Origin of the sequence: Pseudomonas sp., assembly GCF_046581935.1 — a bacterium.
GTDB lineage: Bacteria > Pseudomonadota > Gammaproteobacteria > Pseudomonadales > Pseudomonadaceae > Aquipseudomonas.
In genome coordinates, this window is sequence record NZ_JAYGFK010000021.1 from 94,072 (window position 1) to 108,287 (window position 14,216).

Here is a 14,216-nt window from a genome sequence, read left to right on the forward strand (position 1 = left end):
TCATAGACTGTTGCGTTGTGGTGAAAGTCACAGCCTTGTGAGTACAGTTGTACTCCGCTCTTGCTGGCCTGTCATAGCGCCCATACGAATAGCCTGCAGCAGTTCACGCGTCTTGACTACCCGTAGAAGGTTTAGGGGCTAGCCAGCGTTGCAATATGCGCTGCAAATCGGCCCGTTTGAAGGGCTTAGCTAAATAGTCATTCATGCCTGCTTCCAGGCAAGCTTCGCGGTCGCCCTGCAGGGCGTTGGCGGTTAAGGCAATGATCGGTAGATCGGCGTAATTCGGCAGTTGGCGGATCTGCCGGGTGGCCTCGTAGCCATCCATGATCGGTAGGCGGCAGTCCATCAGAATAGCGGCGTAAGGTTGCTGAGTAACCTGATGCACGGCTTGCGCTCCGTCGCCGACCAGGCTGACCCGATAGCCCAGGCTACGCAGCATGGCTTCAATTACCGTTTGGTTGACCGGATTATCTTCGACCAGCAAAACTAGCTGGCCATCGCCGTTATCGGTTGGTGTCAGGGAGTTGCTAGCAAACTCTGGGGGTTGCTGGGAAAACGGTAGTGGTATTCCCAGAGTGAAAATTGATCCCTGTCCCTCTTGGCTGACTGCGCGCAGAGTGCCGCCCATGCGCTCAGCCAGAGTGCGCGCGATGGGAAGACCTAGCCCGGTACCGCCGTAACGTCTTGAAATAGAAGTGTCGGCCTGTTGGAAAGCATCGAACATGTGCTCTAGGCGTTCCTGTGAAATGCCAATACCGCTGTCGTGCACCGCACAACTAAACCACAGCACTTGATTGTCCAGTGCTTGCCAGGTGCTGTGTACGCGGATGCTGCCGTTTTCGGTAAACTTCAGGGCGTTGCCGATCAGGTTGACCAGAATTTGTCGGATACGTGTCGGGTCGCCTTGTACCTGCAACTGCTCCAGGCCGTCCTGGGTCTCCAGTTCGAGTTGCAGGCCACGTTGCTGGGCGCTGTGCTGGAATACCTGCAGCGAACTTTGCAGCAAATCCAGAAGGTTGAACGGAATGCGTTCCAGCTCCAGTGCACCGCGCTCGATACGCGAGAAGTCGAGAATATCGTTGATCACCTTGAGCAAGTGCTCGGTGGATTCGGCGGCCAACGCGGCATATTCCGCCTGTTCAGGCGTCATCTCTGTCGTTTCCAGTAACTGCAACATGCCCAGTACACCGTTCATCGGTGTACGCAGTTCGTGGCTCATCATGGCAAGGAAGTCCGACTTGGCACGGTTGGCCAGCTCAGACTGTTCTCTGGCTTGAATTAGCAGTTTCATGGCCCGCTGCTGCTCGTCACTGGCGCTGGCCAGGCCTTTGGCCAAGTTGTTGATGTGCCGCGCCAAGGCTTGCAGCTCACCGTCGCCGACTTCGGGCAGCGTGGTCCGGTAATTCCCGGCCTGAATAGCGCTAACCGCCTGGCCCATGGCGCTCAGCGGTTGGGACAGATGGCTGGCCAGGCGGCGAGCGACAAAAAAGGTCAGGCCTAGCGCGAATAGGGCGAGCAGGGCCGCTTTGAAGAGGATTTCCTGCTGGCGAGTATTAAAGGCATCGTTGGACATGCCGACTACGACATAACCCAGGTACTCACCTGCTTTGGGCATTTCTATCGGGAGGGGCAGGGTAATGTTAGGGCGCTGGATCGGTGCCTGAAATACCTCAACTTGGCTGCTGGCATGGCTGTTTCCGGGTGTTTGCTCGACATAGACGAGTATCTTGCCGGCATGGTCGCGTACTTCCAGAAAGCGCACATGCGGGGTTTCCAGTGTGGCCTGTAACAGCGCGTCGAGGACCCCGAGATTACCGGAAATCACCCCGTAGGTACTGGCTGGCGCTAGCTGATTGGCGATCAGTTGGCCGTAGTGGTTGAGTTCTTGACGCAGATCCTGCAAACGCGCAAAGGTGAAAAAGCCGGTAAGCAGTAGGGTCAGCAACAGGGCAGGGCCGACACTGATCAACTGGGTGCGGGTATGGATATTCCAGCCACGGCGCAGGATCATCGGTGCGCACCGCCACAGCGTGTGGGCTGAGCTGTTTGCCTGAGGCAGTAACGCATCAGGTTAGCTGGGTGAGGCATGGCTTTGGGGCTGTCGATCACAGCACAACCTTGTTTGCATAAGAAAACCAGCATGTTAACCGAGCTGCCGGGCTTTGCCATCGCCAGTAAGCCTGCTAAAACTGGCTGCGCGGTGGTAGCGCCGTATAATGCGAGCGATTCGCCACTTTCAATGGTTTACCACGGATGCTTTATGACTGATCAGCACCCTATTGCTGTGCTTGGCGGCGGTAGCTTCGGCACTGCGATTGCCAATTTGCTGGCCGAGAATGGCCAGCGTGTCCTGCACTGGATGCGCGACCCGGAGCAGGCTCAGGCTATTCGGCTGACACGTGAGAACCCGCGTTATCTGAAAGGCATCAAGATCCACCTAGGTGTTGAGCCTATTACTGACTTGGCCGCGACCTTAAACGCCTGTCAGCTGATTTTCGTCGCACTGCCCTCCAGTGCGCTGCGCCAAGTCTTGCAACCGGTAGCACAGCAGCTCAGTGGCAAATTGCTGGTGAGCACGACCAAGGGCATTGAGGCGAAAAGCTTTCTGTTAATGAGCCAGATTCTTGAGGACATTGCTCCACAGGCGCGCATCGGTGTGTTATCTGGGCCTAACCTGGCGCGTGAAGTGGCCGAGCATGCCTTGACCGCTTCGGTGGTCGCCAGTGAGGACGAAGACCTCTGCGAGCAGGTGCAGGCCGCATTGCATGGCCGTACCTTCCGCGTTTATGCCAGCGGCGACCGTTTTGGTGTCGAACTGGGCGGGGCGCTGAAAAATGTGTACGCCATCATCGCCGGCATGGCTGCGGCGATGGGCATGGGCGAAAACACCAAGAGCATGCTGATTACCCGTGCTCTCGCGGAAATGACCCGATTTGCTGTGAAGCTGGGTGCCAACCCCATGACGTTTCTCGGCCTTGCCGGGGTTGGTGACCTCATCGTCACCTGCTCATCCGCGAAAAGCCGTAACTACCAGGTTGGTTTTGCCTTGGGTGAAGGCTTGGGTTTAGAGGCTGCAGTTGAGCGCTTAGGTGAGGTGGCCGAAGGGGTCAACACGATTAAAGTGTTAAAAGCTAAAGCTGAAGAGCTAGAGGTCTACATGCCGCTGGTGGCGGGCTTGCATGCGATCGTCTTTGAGGGGCGTACGCTGGATCAGGTGATAGGTCTCCTGATGAATGCAGAGCCAAAGACGGACGTCGACTTTATCCCGACTACGGGTTTCTGAGTTTGCCTTTAAGACCTGCAAGGAGATCAACATGAGTGATGGTAAGCAAACGCTTGAGCGTGAATCGATTCTGCTGCGCATTCTCTGGATGGTGATTTTCACCATTGTTTGGCAGTTGGCGGAAATACTCCTAGGTGCAGTAGTACTGCTGCAACTGGGTTATCGCTTGTTTTACGGTGAACCGAATGCGGGGTTGCTGAGTTTTGGCGATAGCCTGAGCCAGTTTTTGGCGCAGATCGGTCGGTTTGGCACCTTCAATACAGATGAAAAACCCTGGCCGTTCGCTGACTGGCCAACGCCACAAGCCCCACAGGGCGAAACCCCGCATAGCATTCCGCCGGCCGCTCATCCGGTGCGTGACGAAGAGCCTAAATTGTGACGTGTCGAGTTGAGGCAGCAAGGTGGTGAAACTGTGGCTGTTGCGTCATGGCGAAGCTGAACCGAACGCGCGCAGCGACGCTCAGCGCAACCTGACTGAACATGGCCGGCGGCAAGTCCGCGAAGCCGCTGCGCACCTGCAAGGGCAAGCGTTGCAAACAGTGTTGGTCAGCCCCTATGTGCGTGCCCAGCAAACCGCTGACCTGCTTTGTAAGGAACTGGCGTTTAGCGGTAGCCGCGTAACCGTATCTTGGCTGACACCGGAAAGTGATCTGCGCCATACGCTGCGCGAGTTGGCGGCCTACTCGGTTGATGACCTGCTGCTGGTGACCCATCAGCCGCTAGTGGGAAACTTGGCGGGCCTGTTACTGTATGGTCATCGGCAACAGCCACTGCCAATGAATACCGCCAGCCTGGCGCTACTGGAGGGGGATGACCTACTTGCCGGCCTGATGGAGTTGTCGGTGTATGAGCATCCAACACGTTTTTAATTGCTTTATCAGGCTCTCTACACCGTCGTGATGTAGCTGCTGCGCATGGGCTACGCGCGCCTTACCGGCAGCGTAAGACCGTGCGCAGCGATGGTGAGGCAATGCTAGAGGTAGAGCGGTGTGGAGTCACTTGGCCAGCTGCTTACGAATTCTCTTCAGCTCTTGCCGGCGTGCGGCGCTGACTTCTGGGTAGCTCAGTTGCATCCCTTCCAGTGCGTTGAGCACGATTTGCGAGACGATTGGCTAAACAGCTTGGCCATGCCTGACAAGTTGGCGGTGGGCTGCTGCCAGCACATGAGCGACGTCGAAGCCGAAATGCGCTTGCACCGCCTGCCCGGAGCCGATAGGCCGAAGCTGCGCATGACGATTATCTCGCCGTGGCGACCGACATAGCGCTCCCAATCCAACGCCGCTTCAGGCAGCACCTGCTCGTGGTAGAGCTCTTTTTGCAGCTCGAACAGCTCCCACAACGGCATGTAGACCACGCGCACCTTAAGGTCTCCTGCGTCAGTTGCTCATAGGCGACGATACACAAAGCCACTTCGCTGTCGCCGGCTATTAGCAACAGATCGAGGTGACCATCGCCGGCGAAGCTGTCGAGGCGGAAACGACAGGATGCGCGGTTTGTTCAATTCAGGGCCTTTATACGCCGCGACTATGGCTTCTCTTTAAAAGGAGTTGGTCGATGAAACGATGGTGGTTGTGGGTATATGCACCGGTATTCCTGCTCGGGTTCGTGAGCGTGGCGGCTTGGTGGGTGGGGTATCGTCAGGGATCGGCGTTGTGGTTGTTGCTTGGACTGGTGCTAGCGATTGCCATGTCGTTCGTAATGGAGCAGCTTTGGCCGTACGACGAGGCGTTCAATCAAGGTCAGGACGATGCTGGACGCGATGGTGTGCATGTCCTGGTCAATGAAACGCTTAATTTGCTGGCAATTGGCGTTATTCCGCTGCTCGCAGCCTGGGTGCCATGGCAACTGTGGCCGCAACAGTGGGGGGTTGGCTGGCAGCTATTGCTGGCTATTGTTGCTGCGGACCTCGGTATTACCTTGGTGCACTATGCCAGTCATCGTTGGTCATGGTTATGGCGGCTACATGCGGTGCATCACAGTGTGACCCGCATGTATGGTTTGAACGGATTGATGAAGCATCCTCTGCATCAGACCTTGGAGGCGATGGGCGGTGTGCTGCCGCTGTTGCTATTGGGCATGCCGTATCCAGTGGCTGCAGTGCTGGCATTCGCCATCGCGATCCAACTATTGCTACAGCACTCCAACGTCGATATGCGGTTGGGCTGGCTGGGTAAACTGATGGCATGGGCACCGCGGCATCGTTTCCACCATATGCGCTACGGCCAGGCAGGTGACGTCAACTTCGGGCTGTTTCTAACTGTCTGGGATCATCTGCTTGGTACGGCGTTCGATGCACCGAGTTACCGCATGCGGGTGCAGGACCTGGGCATTGGCAGTCAGCCGGACTATCCGGTGGATTACGTGGGGCAATTGCTAGCGCCATTCTGTGACTTGCCGCATGGCGAGGCTCCGCCATTGCCGCCAGGGCTGCGTCAACCTTCGACGTAGTGCTGCAGTTGCAGCCCGGACAGATGTTCGGCACGCACGCCAAACATGCGCCGCAGGCTGCGCGAGAAGTGCGCCAAGTCGGCGAAGCCAGCGCTGTGTGCGCTGGCCGTTAGCGTATGGCCATCGATGACCAGAACCAAGGCTTCACGCAGTCGACGCCATAACACCAAACCGCGCAGTGAGACCGACAGATCCTGCCTGAAGCGGCGGTGCATTTGGCTTTCGGAAAAGTGTGCAGCACCGGCGATACCCGCCGCTGTTATGCGCTCTGGTAGACGTGCATCCAGTTCGGCGAGTGCGGCCTGTAGGCGGCGGTCGAGTGGCGCGCTGGCGATCAAATGGTACAGGCTTGATGGCAGGGCCTGTGGGTCGATTGGCAGATCAGGCAACCGAGTCTGCAACTGCTGCACGCTTATGTGGCTGGGCTCCAGCCACAAGGTGCAGCCTTGGTCGGGAGCAGCCAATACCGCATGCTGCTGGAATGACGGCAGTAGTAGTCGTGGGCCACGCTGGATGCCTGACTCGACTTCAATCACCCAGTCGCCTTCGCTGGCTAACAGAACCTGGTGAGCATAATGGGCATGCACTGTGGTGGCAGCGGCATGACCCTGCAGCAACGCAAAGTGTGCCCCCAGCACCAGTGTGCCGTTCCACTTGTCCGAGTTGTACACGGTTCCTCCTGCGGTCTTGCGTTTAGTTGCTAGCTGGCTTGAGGCTGTACGCGTGAGCAAAACCAGCGGTTGACGACGAATTTAATATCGAGGTCACGCTGGCTGTAATGCCGCAGCGCTTCGTAGGCCATCACCGGGCCAAGGTCGGAACCGCCGATGCCGATGTTGATCACGTGGCGGATCGGCTTGCCGCTATGGCCACGCCACGTGCCGCTGCGCACCTGCTCGCTGAAGCTGGCCATCCGCGCCAGCACTGCCTGCACCTGGGCGATGACCTCGACGCCCTCCAGCCACAGGTGTTCGCTAGCCGGTGCGCGCAGGGCGGTATGCAGCACAGCGCGCTGTTCGCTGGTGTTGATCAGCTCACCGCGGAACATCGCCGCGCGGCGCTCCAGCAGGCCGCAGTCGCGGGCTAGCGCCGTTAGTAACGTCAAGGTCTGCTGGTTGATGCGGTTCTTCGAGTAGTCAAGGTAGAGCCCGGCGGCGCTGACCGTGCAGCGCGTACCGCGTTCGGGGTCGGCAGCGAACAGCTCGCGCAGGTGCGTGTTGCCTATTTGCGCATGGTGGCTGAGCAACGCTTGCCAGGCAGGCCGCGTGCTGCAAACGCTGGTCGCGCTCATGGGTGAGCGAGTGCCAGTGTGCGCGTGATGTCGCCCAGCCAGAGGCCCTGGTCGAGTTGCTGAAGGGGTTGCGCAGCATTCATGCGGACACCTTTTTATCCACTTTTTGAGTGGGTTGCAGCATCACCAGCGCCTGCCAAAGGCAGGCGCTTGATCGTCGAGACTGTCAACCAAAGAGCTGGCGTTTCGCGTTATGGGTTTAGCTCAACTAGCGCGTCATACGCCGGCGCTGCCTTTACCGCCTCACGGCTTAGGTCAACGGTCACGGTACGGTCTGGCCAGTGCACGCCGCTGATTTGTTCCGGGGTGATCAGCACTTGATGGCCGATCCACCAGTTGCTGGTATTGACCACGAGGTAGCGGATGGCCCAGCTCTGGTCATCAATCAGAAAACCGTCAACATGGCCCACTTCACCATCGCTGGCACGGATGTGGTAACCGATGACGGCCTTGCAGCTGCGCAGATGCGGGTCGTCGTCGTGATGACTTGCCTGCTCCGCTCTGGCGTTTTGTTCGATGTTCTCGTCTCGTGCGGCGTTACCACCTGGGAGCTCGGCGTAGCCAGGGTACAGACCCATTGGCAGCATGCCATTGCCCCACATGCCGATGCCGTCCCAGTACGTGGGGTAGCCGTAATAACCCAGGTAGAGCATTTCGTGCTGGCGCGACACGGGTTTGTCGGTGTCGATGATGGGGCTGTGTTCAACTTGCTCTTGGGTAATCGCGACCTGCAGTTTGTGCGCGGACCAATCAAGGCGTTCGATGGCGATGGGCGAGATCAACACTTTACGGCCTGACAGCCAGGTTCCGGTGTCGACGATGAAGTAGCGAATGGCCCAGGCGTGATCGTCGAAGTAGAGGTCTTTCACCTGGCCAATATCACCGTCGGTCGCGCCGATAGCGCATTTCTCGATGTCTTTCTGGCTGTGCAGCATGGCGAGTCGTCCTTGCGGGATGGCGTCCACCGTGCATCAACAGGATGCCGTGGGCCGTGGATGGAAGCAGCGGTGGGCGACGTGCAGCCACCGGCAATGAGCAAACAATGTGCTGGCCGGCAGGCGCTGACGTCTGTTCGTTGCCGCACACACTGCGATTGCCCAGGCCGGCACGACAGCACCGAGCGGCTGACAACTGTGCGCTGAATGCCGCCAACTTGAGCCTGTTGTGGTGCACTAGGTGCGGTCTTAGATGTGCGTTGGCGAACAGACATGGGCGTTACTTGAGTCCAGTGTTAGCCGATGACTAATGAACGCTATAACGACCCGCTGCAACGCCTGGACGCCTATTGGCGCGCTGCCAACTACCTATCGGTAGGGCAGATTTTCCTGTGGGACAACCCGCTGCTCAAACGTGCGCTGACCCTGGCCGACGTCAAACCCATGCTGCTTGGGCACTGGGGTACGACGCCGGGGCAGAACTTTATCTACGCGCACTTGAACCGCGTGATCAAGGCCCATGATCTGGACATGATCTACGTCTCAGGCCCCGGCCATGGTGGCCCGGCGGTGGTCGGCAACACCTACCTTGAGGGCACTTACAGCGAGGTCTATCCCGACATCAGCCGTGACGAAGCCGGGCTGAAGAAGCTGTTTCGGCAGTTCTCGTTCCCCGGCGGCATTCCCAGCCATGCCTCGCCCGAATGCCCAGGTTCGATCCACGAAGGCGGTGAGCTGGGTTATTCGCTCAGCCATTCATTCGGCGCGGTGTTTGATAACCCCGAGCTGATCGTCGCTTGCGTCATCGGCGATGGCGAGGCAGAGACCGGGCCGCTGGCCACCGCCTGGCATTCCAACAAGTTTTTGGACCCGGCCACCGACGGCGCGGTGCTGCCGATCCTGCACCTTAACGGCTACAAAATCGCCAACCCGACAGTGCTGGCGCGCATCAGCCACGAGGAGCTGGAGCCGTTTCTGCACGGCTGCGGCTGGACGCCGATCTTCGTTGAAGGCCACGAACCTGAGGCTATGCATGTATTGATGGCGGCTGCGCTGGAGCGGGCGGTGCAGGCGATCAAGGGCTTTCAGCGCCAGGCGCGTGAGCATGGCCAAAGCGAACGCCCGCGCTGGCCGATGATCGTGCTCAATTCGCCCAAAGGCTGGACCGGGCCGAAGGAGGTGGACGGGCAACCCTGCGAAGGTAACTTTCGCTCGCACCAGGTGCCCCTGCATCCCGCCGAGCATCCGGGCCACTTGCAACTGCTGGAGGACTGGCTGCGCAGCTATCGACCTGAAGAGCTGTTTGATGACAACGGCGCACTGCGCGCCGAGTTGGCGGCGCTGGCACCAAGCGGGCAGCGGCGTATGGGGGCTAACCCGCACGCCAACGGCGGCTTGTTACTGCAAGACTTGCGCATGCCCGACTACCGTGAGTACGCCACGCAGGTGCCTGTACCGGGCACGCCGGGGATCGGTGACACGCGGGTGCTCGGGCCTTTCCTGCGCGATGTGGCCCTGCTCAACGAGCCTGAGCGCAACTTCCGTATCTTTGGCCCAGACGAGACCGTTTCCAACGGCCTGGCGGCGGTGTTTGAAGTAACCAACCGCCAGTGGCAAGCCGCCACCGCACCCGGCGACCAGTGGCTGGCTGCGCAGGGCCGAGTGCTGGAAATGCTTAGCGAGCACCAGTGCGAGGGCTGGCTGGAGGGTTATTTGCTCACGGGTCGCCACGGCCTGTTCAATTGCTATGAAGCGTTCATCCACATCGTCGACTCGATGTTCAACCAGCATGCCAAATGGCTGAAGGTCAGCGCCGAGCTGCCCTGGCGACCGAAGATTGCTTCGCTGAACTACCTGCTGGCCTCGCATGTTTGGCGTCAGGACCACAACGGCTTCACCCATCAAGACCCTGGCTTTATCGACCATGTGGTCAATAAGAAAGCCTCGGTTGTGCGCGTTTACCTGCCGCCTGACGCCAATTGCCTGCTGTCGGTGATGGATCACTGCTTGCGCAGCCGGCATTACGTCAACGTGGTGGTGGCCGGTAAGCATCCGGCCCCGCAATGGCTGACGATGGAAGCTGCCGTGGCCCATTGCGCCGCCGGCATCGGCAGTTGGAGCTGGGCCGGCAATGTGCAGGCTGACGAAGAGCCTGATCTGGTGATGGCCTGCTGCGGCGACGTGCCGACACTGGAGGCCATGGCTGCCGTTGCAATCCTGCGCGAAGAGCTGCCGGCGCTGCGCATCCGCGTGGTCAACGTCGTCGACCTGATGCGGCTGCAGCCACCCAGCGAGCACCCGCATGGCCTGGCGGATGCCGACTTCGACGCGCTGTTCAGCCGTGACAAACCAGTGATCTTTGCCTTTCACGCCTACCCCTGGCTGATTCACCGGCTGACCTACCGGCGCACAAACCACGGCAACTTCCATGTGCGTGGTTACAAGGAGGAGGGCACGATCACCACACCCTTCGACATGACCGTGCTAAATGAGCTGGACCGCTTTCATCTGGTGATGGACAGCATCGACCGCCTGCCACAAACCGGCGCGGCAGGCGTTGCTTTGCAGGCAAAGCTCGCGGCCAAGCTGGTTGAACACAGCCGTTACATCCGTGAACACGGCCAAGACATGCCGGAAATTCGCAACTGGCGCTGGAAAACCGGAGATAGCCATGTCGCAACTTGAACAGCTGGAGCTGCAAGCCCACCGTGAACAACTGGACGCTGATGTGCAGCAGTTGGTGGATAAGTACCTGGCCATCGCCGAATGGGATGTACCGGAGATCAACGAGCCACTGGCCGTCGCGCTGATCATCACGGCTATCCGCCAGGCGCTGGATCGCGTTGAACAAGCGTCGCCTACGGCTGCGCCAATATGAATCCCCTGATTGCCACTGCCCAGGCGCTAATGGCGCCGGGCAAGGGCTTACTGGCGATGGATGAAAGCATCGGCACCTGCAATCGACGTTTTGCCGAGTTGGCGATTGCCCCGACCGAGGAGGCCCGGCGGCGCTACCGGCAACTGCTGGTGACGGCACCGGGGCTGGCCGAGTTTGTCAGCGGTGCGATCCTGTTCGACGAAACCTTGCAACAGAACAGCGACGACGGCAGGTCGTTTATCGAAGTGCTGAGTACGGCAGGCATCCTCGTCGGGATCAAGCTGGACCGCGGCGCCAAGGCGCTCGCGGGGCATCCTGACGAACGGGTTACTGAAGGGCTGGACGGCTTGCGCGAACGTCTGCAGCGCTATGCCGCGCAGGGCGTCCGCTTCGCCAAATGGCGAGCAGTGCTGAGCATCGACAGCGGCTTGCCCAGCCGTGCCTGCATTCAGGTCAATGCACACGCCTTGGCCCGCTATGCCGCGTTATGTCAGGAAGCTGGGCTGGTGCCCATCGTCGAGCCCGAAGTGCTGATGGCGGGTGGGCATGCGTTGGCGCGCTGCAGCGAGGTCACGGCCGAGGTGCTGCACCAGGTCTTCGAGCAGCTTCACCAGCAAGGCGTTGTGCTGGAGAGCATGATTCTCAAGCCGAATATGCTGCTGTCCGGCGAGGATTGCGCCACGCCTGTGTCTCTCGACGAGGTGGCCGAGGCCACGCTGAGTTGCTTGCGGCGTAGCGTACCGGCCGCCGTGGCGGGTATCGCGTTTCTGTCTGGTGGTCAGCCAGCAGAGCTGGCAACGGCGCGGCTGAATGCCATGCACCTGCACAAGAGTGCGCTGGTAGCACCCGCAGCGGCCTTGCCCTGGCCGCTGACTTTCTCGTTCGGGCGCGCGCTGCAACAGCCTGCTTTAGCGGCGTGGGCGGGTGATGATGGCAACCGCGTTATCGCCCAAACCGCGTTGTTGCACCGCGCGCGCTGCAATGCCGCTGCGCTGCGCGGTACATATCGCCCCGCGCTGGAAACTGCAGGCGCTTTGGCATGAATGTCTGCTTGATTCGCCACGGTGAAACCGCCTGGTCACTGACGGGTCAGCACACCGGCGTGACCGACCTCGCGCTGACCGCCCACGGCGAAGATCAAGCACGTGCACTGGCTCCGCGCTTGCAAGCGTTGGCCTTCTCGCAGGTGTTGGTCAGCCCACGCCTGCGCGCACAACAGACCTGCTCACTCGCCGGCAGTTATGGCGGGAGCGTGATCGAACTCGACCTGGCGGAATGGGATTACGGTGACTACGAAGGCCGGCTTACCATGGATATTCGCCGAGATAATCCGGGCTGGGACATTTGGCGCGACGGCTGCCCCGGTGGTGAATCGCCAAGTGTGGTCAGTGCGCGAGCCGACCGACTTATCGCCCGTCTGTGCAGGATGCAAGGCACGGTAGCGCTGTTCTCCCACGGCCAATTCAGCGCCGCACTGGCCGCTCGCTGGATCGGCCTGGACCTTGTCGAAGGCCAGCACTTTGCCCTGAACCCGGCCTCGCTGAGCCAGCTCGGTATCGACGCCACGCATGGCGACAGGCGCATGATTGAGCTGTGGAACCAGAACTGACAGGGTGATCAACCCCGCCTGATGACGCTGTCAGGGTTTTCGTGTGTCGCTAATCCTGGTTATCGGGCTGCCTTATGGCGCGCCGCAGCAGCGGCACATCCATCGGTCTGAGATTCCCTCATCCATGGCTTAAAAGTCCCTTAGTAGTGGTGGCAATGGCTGAAGTCTGCCGCTAGAATTGCGCACTTTTTGATCAGAGGCGCAGCAAGCGCCCAGCATCCGTCCGTACACGCCTGAGGCTCACACCATGTCCACTCCCGCCACGCCGAAAGTCGGCTTTGTATCACTCGGTTGCCCCAAGGCGCTGGTGGACTCCGAACGCATCCTGACTCAGTTGCGTATGGAAGGTTATGAAGTCGTGCCGACCTATCAGGATGCTGATGTGGTGGTGGTCAATACCTGTGGTTTTATCGACAGCGCCAAGGCTGAATCGCTGGAAGTGATCGGTGAAGCGATCAAGGAAAACGGCAAGGTGATCGTCACCGGCTGCATGGGTGTGGAGGAGGGCAGCATCCGCGACGTGCACCCCAGCGTACTTTCGGTTACCGGCCCGCAGCAGTACGAGCAGGTGGTCAACGCTGTGCATGCCGTCGTGCCGCCGCGTCAGGACCATAACCCGCTGATCGACCTGGTGCCGCCGCAGGGCATCAAGCTCACCCCGCGCCACTATGCCTACCTGAAGATTTCTGAAGGCTGCAACCACAGCTGCAGCTTCTGCATTATCCCGTCGATGCGCGGCAAACTGGTCAGCCGCCCGGTGGGTGAAGTGCTCAGCGAAGCCGAGCGTTTGGTCAAGGCAGGCGTCAAAGAGCTACTGGTGATCAGCCAGGACACCAGCGCCTACGGCGTCGATGTGAAGTACAAGACCGACTTCTGGAACGGTCAGCCGGTGAAAACCCGCATGACCGAAATGTGCGAGGCTTTGTCGAGCATGGGCGTGTGGGTGCGCCTGCACTATGTGTATCCCTATCCGCACGTTGACGAACTGATCCCGCTGATGGCTGCCGGGAAAATTCTGCCGTACTTGGATATTCCCTTCCAGCACGCCAGCCCGAAAGTGCTCAAGGCGATGAAACGCCCGGCCTTTGAAGACAAGACCCTGGCGCGGATCAAGAGCTGGCGGGAAATCTGCCCGGAACTGACCATTCGCTCGACCTTTATTGTCGGCTTCCCCGGTGAGACCGAAGAAGACTTCCAATACCTGCTCGACTGGCTGACCGAAGCCCAGCTCGACCGCGTTGGCTGCTTCCAGTACTCGCCAGTAGAAGGTGCGTCGGCCAACCTGCTGGAAAACCCAGTGCCGGATGACATCAAGCAGGATCGCTGGGACCGTTTTATGGCTCATCAGCAAGCGATCAGCACCGCGCGCCTGCAACTGAAAGTCGGCAAGGAAATGGACGTACTGATCGATGAGGTCGACGACCAGGGCGCCGTCGCGCGCTGCTACGCCGACGCACCGGAAATCGACGGCAGCGTGTTTATCGCCAGCACCGAGGTCAAGCCAGGCGACAAGGTGCGCGTGCGCATAGTCGATGCCGATGAATACGACATGTGGGCAGAGCTGATCTGAACCCTGCAGTAGCCACTAAAAAGCCTCGCACATGCGGGGCTTCTTAATGCTTGGGTACTCGTTTACTTGCTCAGTGTCGTGCTCAAGGCTAGGTCGGGCGGGCAAAAATCCTTTATTTCCTACCATTTATGTCCGCGTCTTTAGTGTTGTCGCAGTACGCTGCTGAAATGGCTGTAGGTATTTTTTGAGCAATTAAATTGTA

14 protein-coding genes are annotated in these 14,216 nt (G+C 59.5%); 9 read left to right on the forward strand and 5 right to left on the reverse strand.

Annotated features, from left to right (window positions below; genetic code table 11):
- Positions 1-103: 103 nt before the first annotated feature.
- On the reverse strand, positions 104-2,011 hold the full coding sequence (locus VCA57_RS19030; RefSeq protein ID WP_411186633.1) for a response regulator: 1,908 nt from the start codon (positions 2,009-2,011) through the stop codon (positions 104-106).
- Positions 2,012-2,260: 249 nt separating this feature from the next.
- Between VCA57_RS19030 and VCA57_RS19035 the strand changes: the two genes are divergently transcribed.
- The 3 genes from VCA57_RS19035 to sixA are packed head-to-tail and all read left to right on the forward strand — an operon-like array spanning position 2,261 to position 4,152.
- Positions 2,261-3,283, forward strand: a complete 1,023-nt coding sequence (locus VCA57_RS19035) for an NAD(P)H-dependent glycerol-3-phosphate dehydrogenase (RefSeq protein WP_411186634.1) — start codon at positions 2,261-2,263, stop codon at positions 3,281-3,283.
- Positions 3,284-3,314: 31 nt separating this feature from the next.
- On the forward strand, positions 3,315-3,662 hold the full coding sequence (locus VCA57_RS19040) for a DUF4389 domain-containing protein (RefSeq protein ID WP_411186635.1): 348 nt from the start codon (positions 3,315-3,317) through the stop codon (positions 3,660-3,662).
- A gap of 25 nt (positions 3,663-3,687) precedes the next feature.
- Positions 3,688-4,152 carry a phosphohistidine phosphatase SixA gene (gene sixA / locus VCA57_RS19045; protein WP_411186636.1) on the forward strand — a complete coding sequence of 155 codons (465 nt, stop codon included), beginning with the start codon at positions 3,688-3,690 and terminating at the stop codon, positions 4,150-4,152.
- A 194-nt stretch (positions 4,153-4,346) separates the two neighbouring features.
- On the opposite strand, the gene VCA57_RS19050 is transcribed toward sixA, so the two are convergent.
- Positions 4,347-4,643 (reverse strand): transketolase-like TK C-terminal-containing protein, encoded by a 297-nt coding sequence (locus VCA57_RS19050; RefSeq protein ID WP_411186637.1) that lies wholly within the window; start codon positions 4,641-4,643, stop codon positions 4,347-4,349.
- 194 nt (positions 4,644-4,837) lie between these two features.
- On the opposite strand from VCA57_RS19050, the gene VCA57_RS19055 reads away from it, so the two are divergent.
- Complete coding sequence (locus VCA57_RS19055; protein ID WP_411186638.1) at positions 4,838-5,731, forward strand: sterol desaturase family protein; 894 nt, start codon at positions 4,838-4,840, stop codon at positions 5,729-5,731.
- Here VCA57_RS19055 and VCA57_RS19060 read toward each other — a convergent pair.
- The 3 genes from VCA57_RS19060 to VCA57_RS19070 all read right to left on the reverse strand — a co-directional run bounded on the left by VCA57_RS19060 (position 5,716) and on the right by VCA57_RS19070 (position 7,957).
- Positions 5,716-6,402: a helix-turn-helix domain-containing protein gene (locus VCA57_RS19060; protein ID WP_411186639.1), complete on the reverse strand. Its 687-nt coding sequence runs from the start codon at positions 6,400-6,402 to the stop codon at positions 5,716-5,718. The genes VCA57_RS19055 and VCA57_RS19060 overlap by 16 nt on opposite strands.
- Before the next feature lie 29 nt (positions 6,403-6,431).
- The gene (locus tag VCA57_RS19065) at positions 6,432-7,022 is read right to left on the reverse strand and encodes a hypothetical protein (protein WP_411186640.1); all 591 of its coding nucleotides are present in this window, start codon (positions 7,020-7,022) and stop codon (positions 6,432-6,434) included.
- 191 nt (positions 7,023-7,213) lie between these two features.
- Positions 7,214-7,957 carry a PRC-barrel domain-containing protein gene (locus VCA57_RS19070; protein ID WP_411186641.1) on the reverse strand — a complete coding sequence of 248 codons (744 nt, stop codon included), beginning with the start codon at positions 7,955-7,957 and terminating at the stop codon, positions 7,214-7,216.
- Positions 7,958-8,260: 303 nt separating this feature from the next.
- Between VCA57_RS19070 and VCA57_RS19075 the strand changes: the two genes are divergently transcribed.
- The 5 genes from VCA57_RS19075 (at position 8,261) to rimO (ending at position 14,014) form a co-directional block, all read left to right on the forward strand.
- On the forward strand, positions 8,261-10,642 hold the full coding sequence (locus tag VCA57_RS19075) for a phosphoketolase (protein WP_411186642.1): 2,382 nt from the start codon (positions 8,261-8,263) through the stop codon (positions 10,640-10,642).
- Positions 10,629-10,835, forward strand: a complete 207-nt coding sequence (locus VCA57_RS19080; RefSeq protein ID WP_411186643.1) for a hypothetical protein — start codon at positions 10,629-10,631, stop codon at positions 10,833-10,835. The genes VCA57_RS19075 and VCA57_RS19080 overlap by 14 nt, the downstream gene beginning before the upstream one ends.
- Complete coding sequence (locus VCA57_RS19085; RefSeq protein ID WP_411186644.1) at positions 10,832-11,878, forward strand: class I fructose-bisphosphate aldolase; 1,047 nt, start codon at positions 10,832-10,834, stop codon at positions 11,876-11,878. Before VCA57_RS19080 ends, VCA57_RS19085 begins: the two co-directional genes overlap by 4 nt.
- On the forward strand, positions 11,875-12,444 hold the full coding sequence (locus VCA57_RS19090) for a histidine phosphatase family protein (protein WP_411186645.1): 570 nt from the start codon (positions 11,875-11,877) through the stop codon (positions 12,442-12,444). The genes VCA57_RS19085 and VCA57_RS19090 overlap by 4 nt, the downstream gene beginning before the upstream one ends.
- 247 nt (positions 12,445-12,691) lie before the next feature.
- A complete protein-coding gene (gene rimO / locus VCA57_RS19095) occupies positions 12,692-14,014 on the forward strand; it encodes a 30S ribosomal protein S12 methylthiotransferase RimO (RefSeq protein WP_411186646.1) in 1,323 nt (440 codons plus the stop codon).
- The last annotated feature ends 202 nt before the right edge of the window (positions 14,015-14,216 follow it).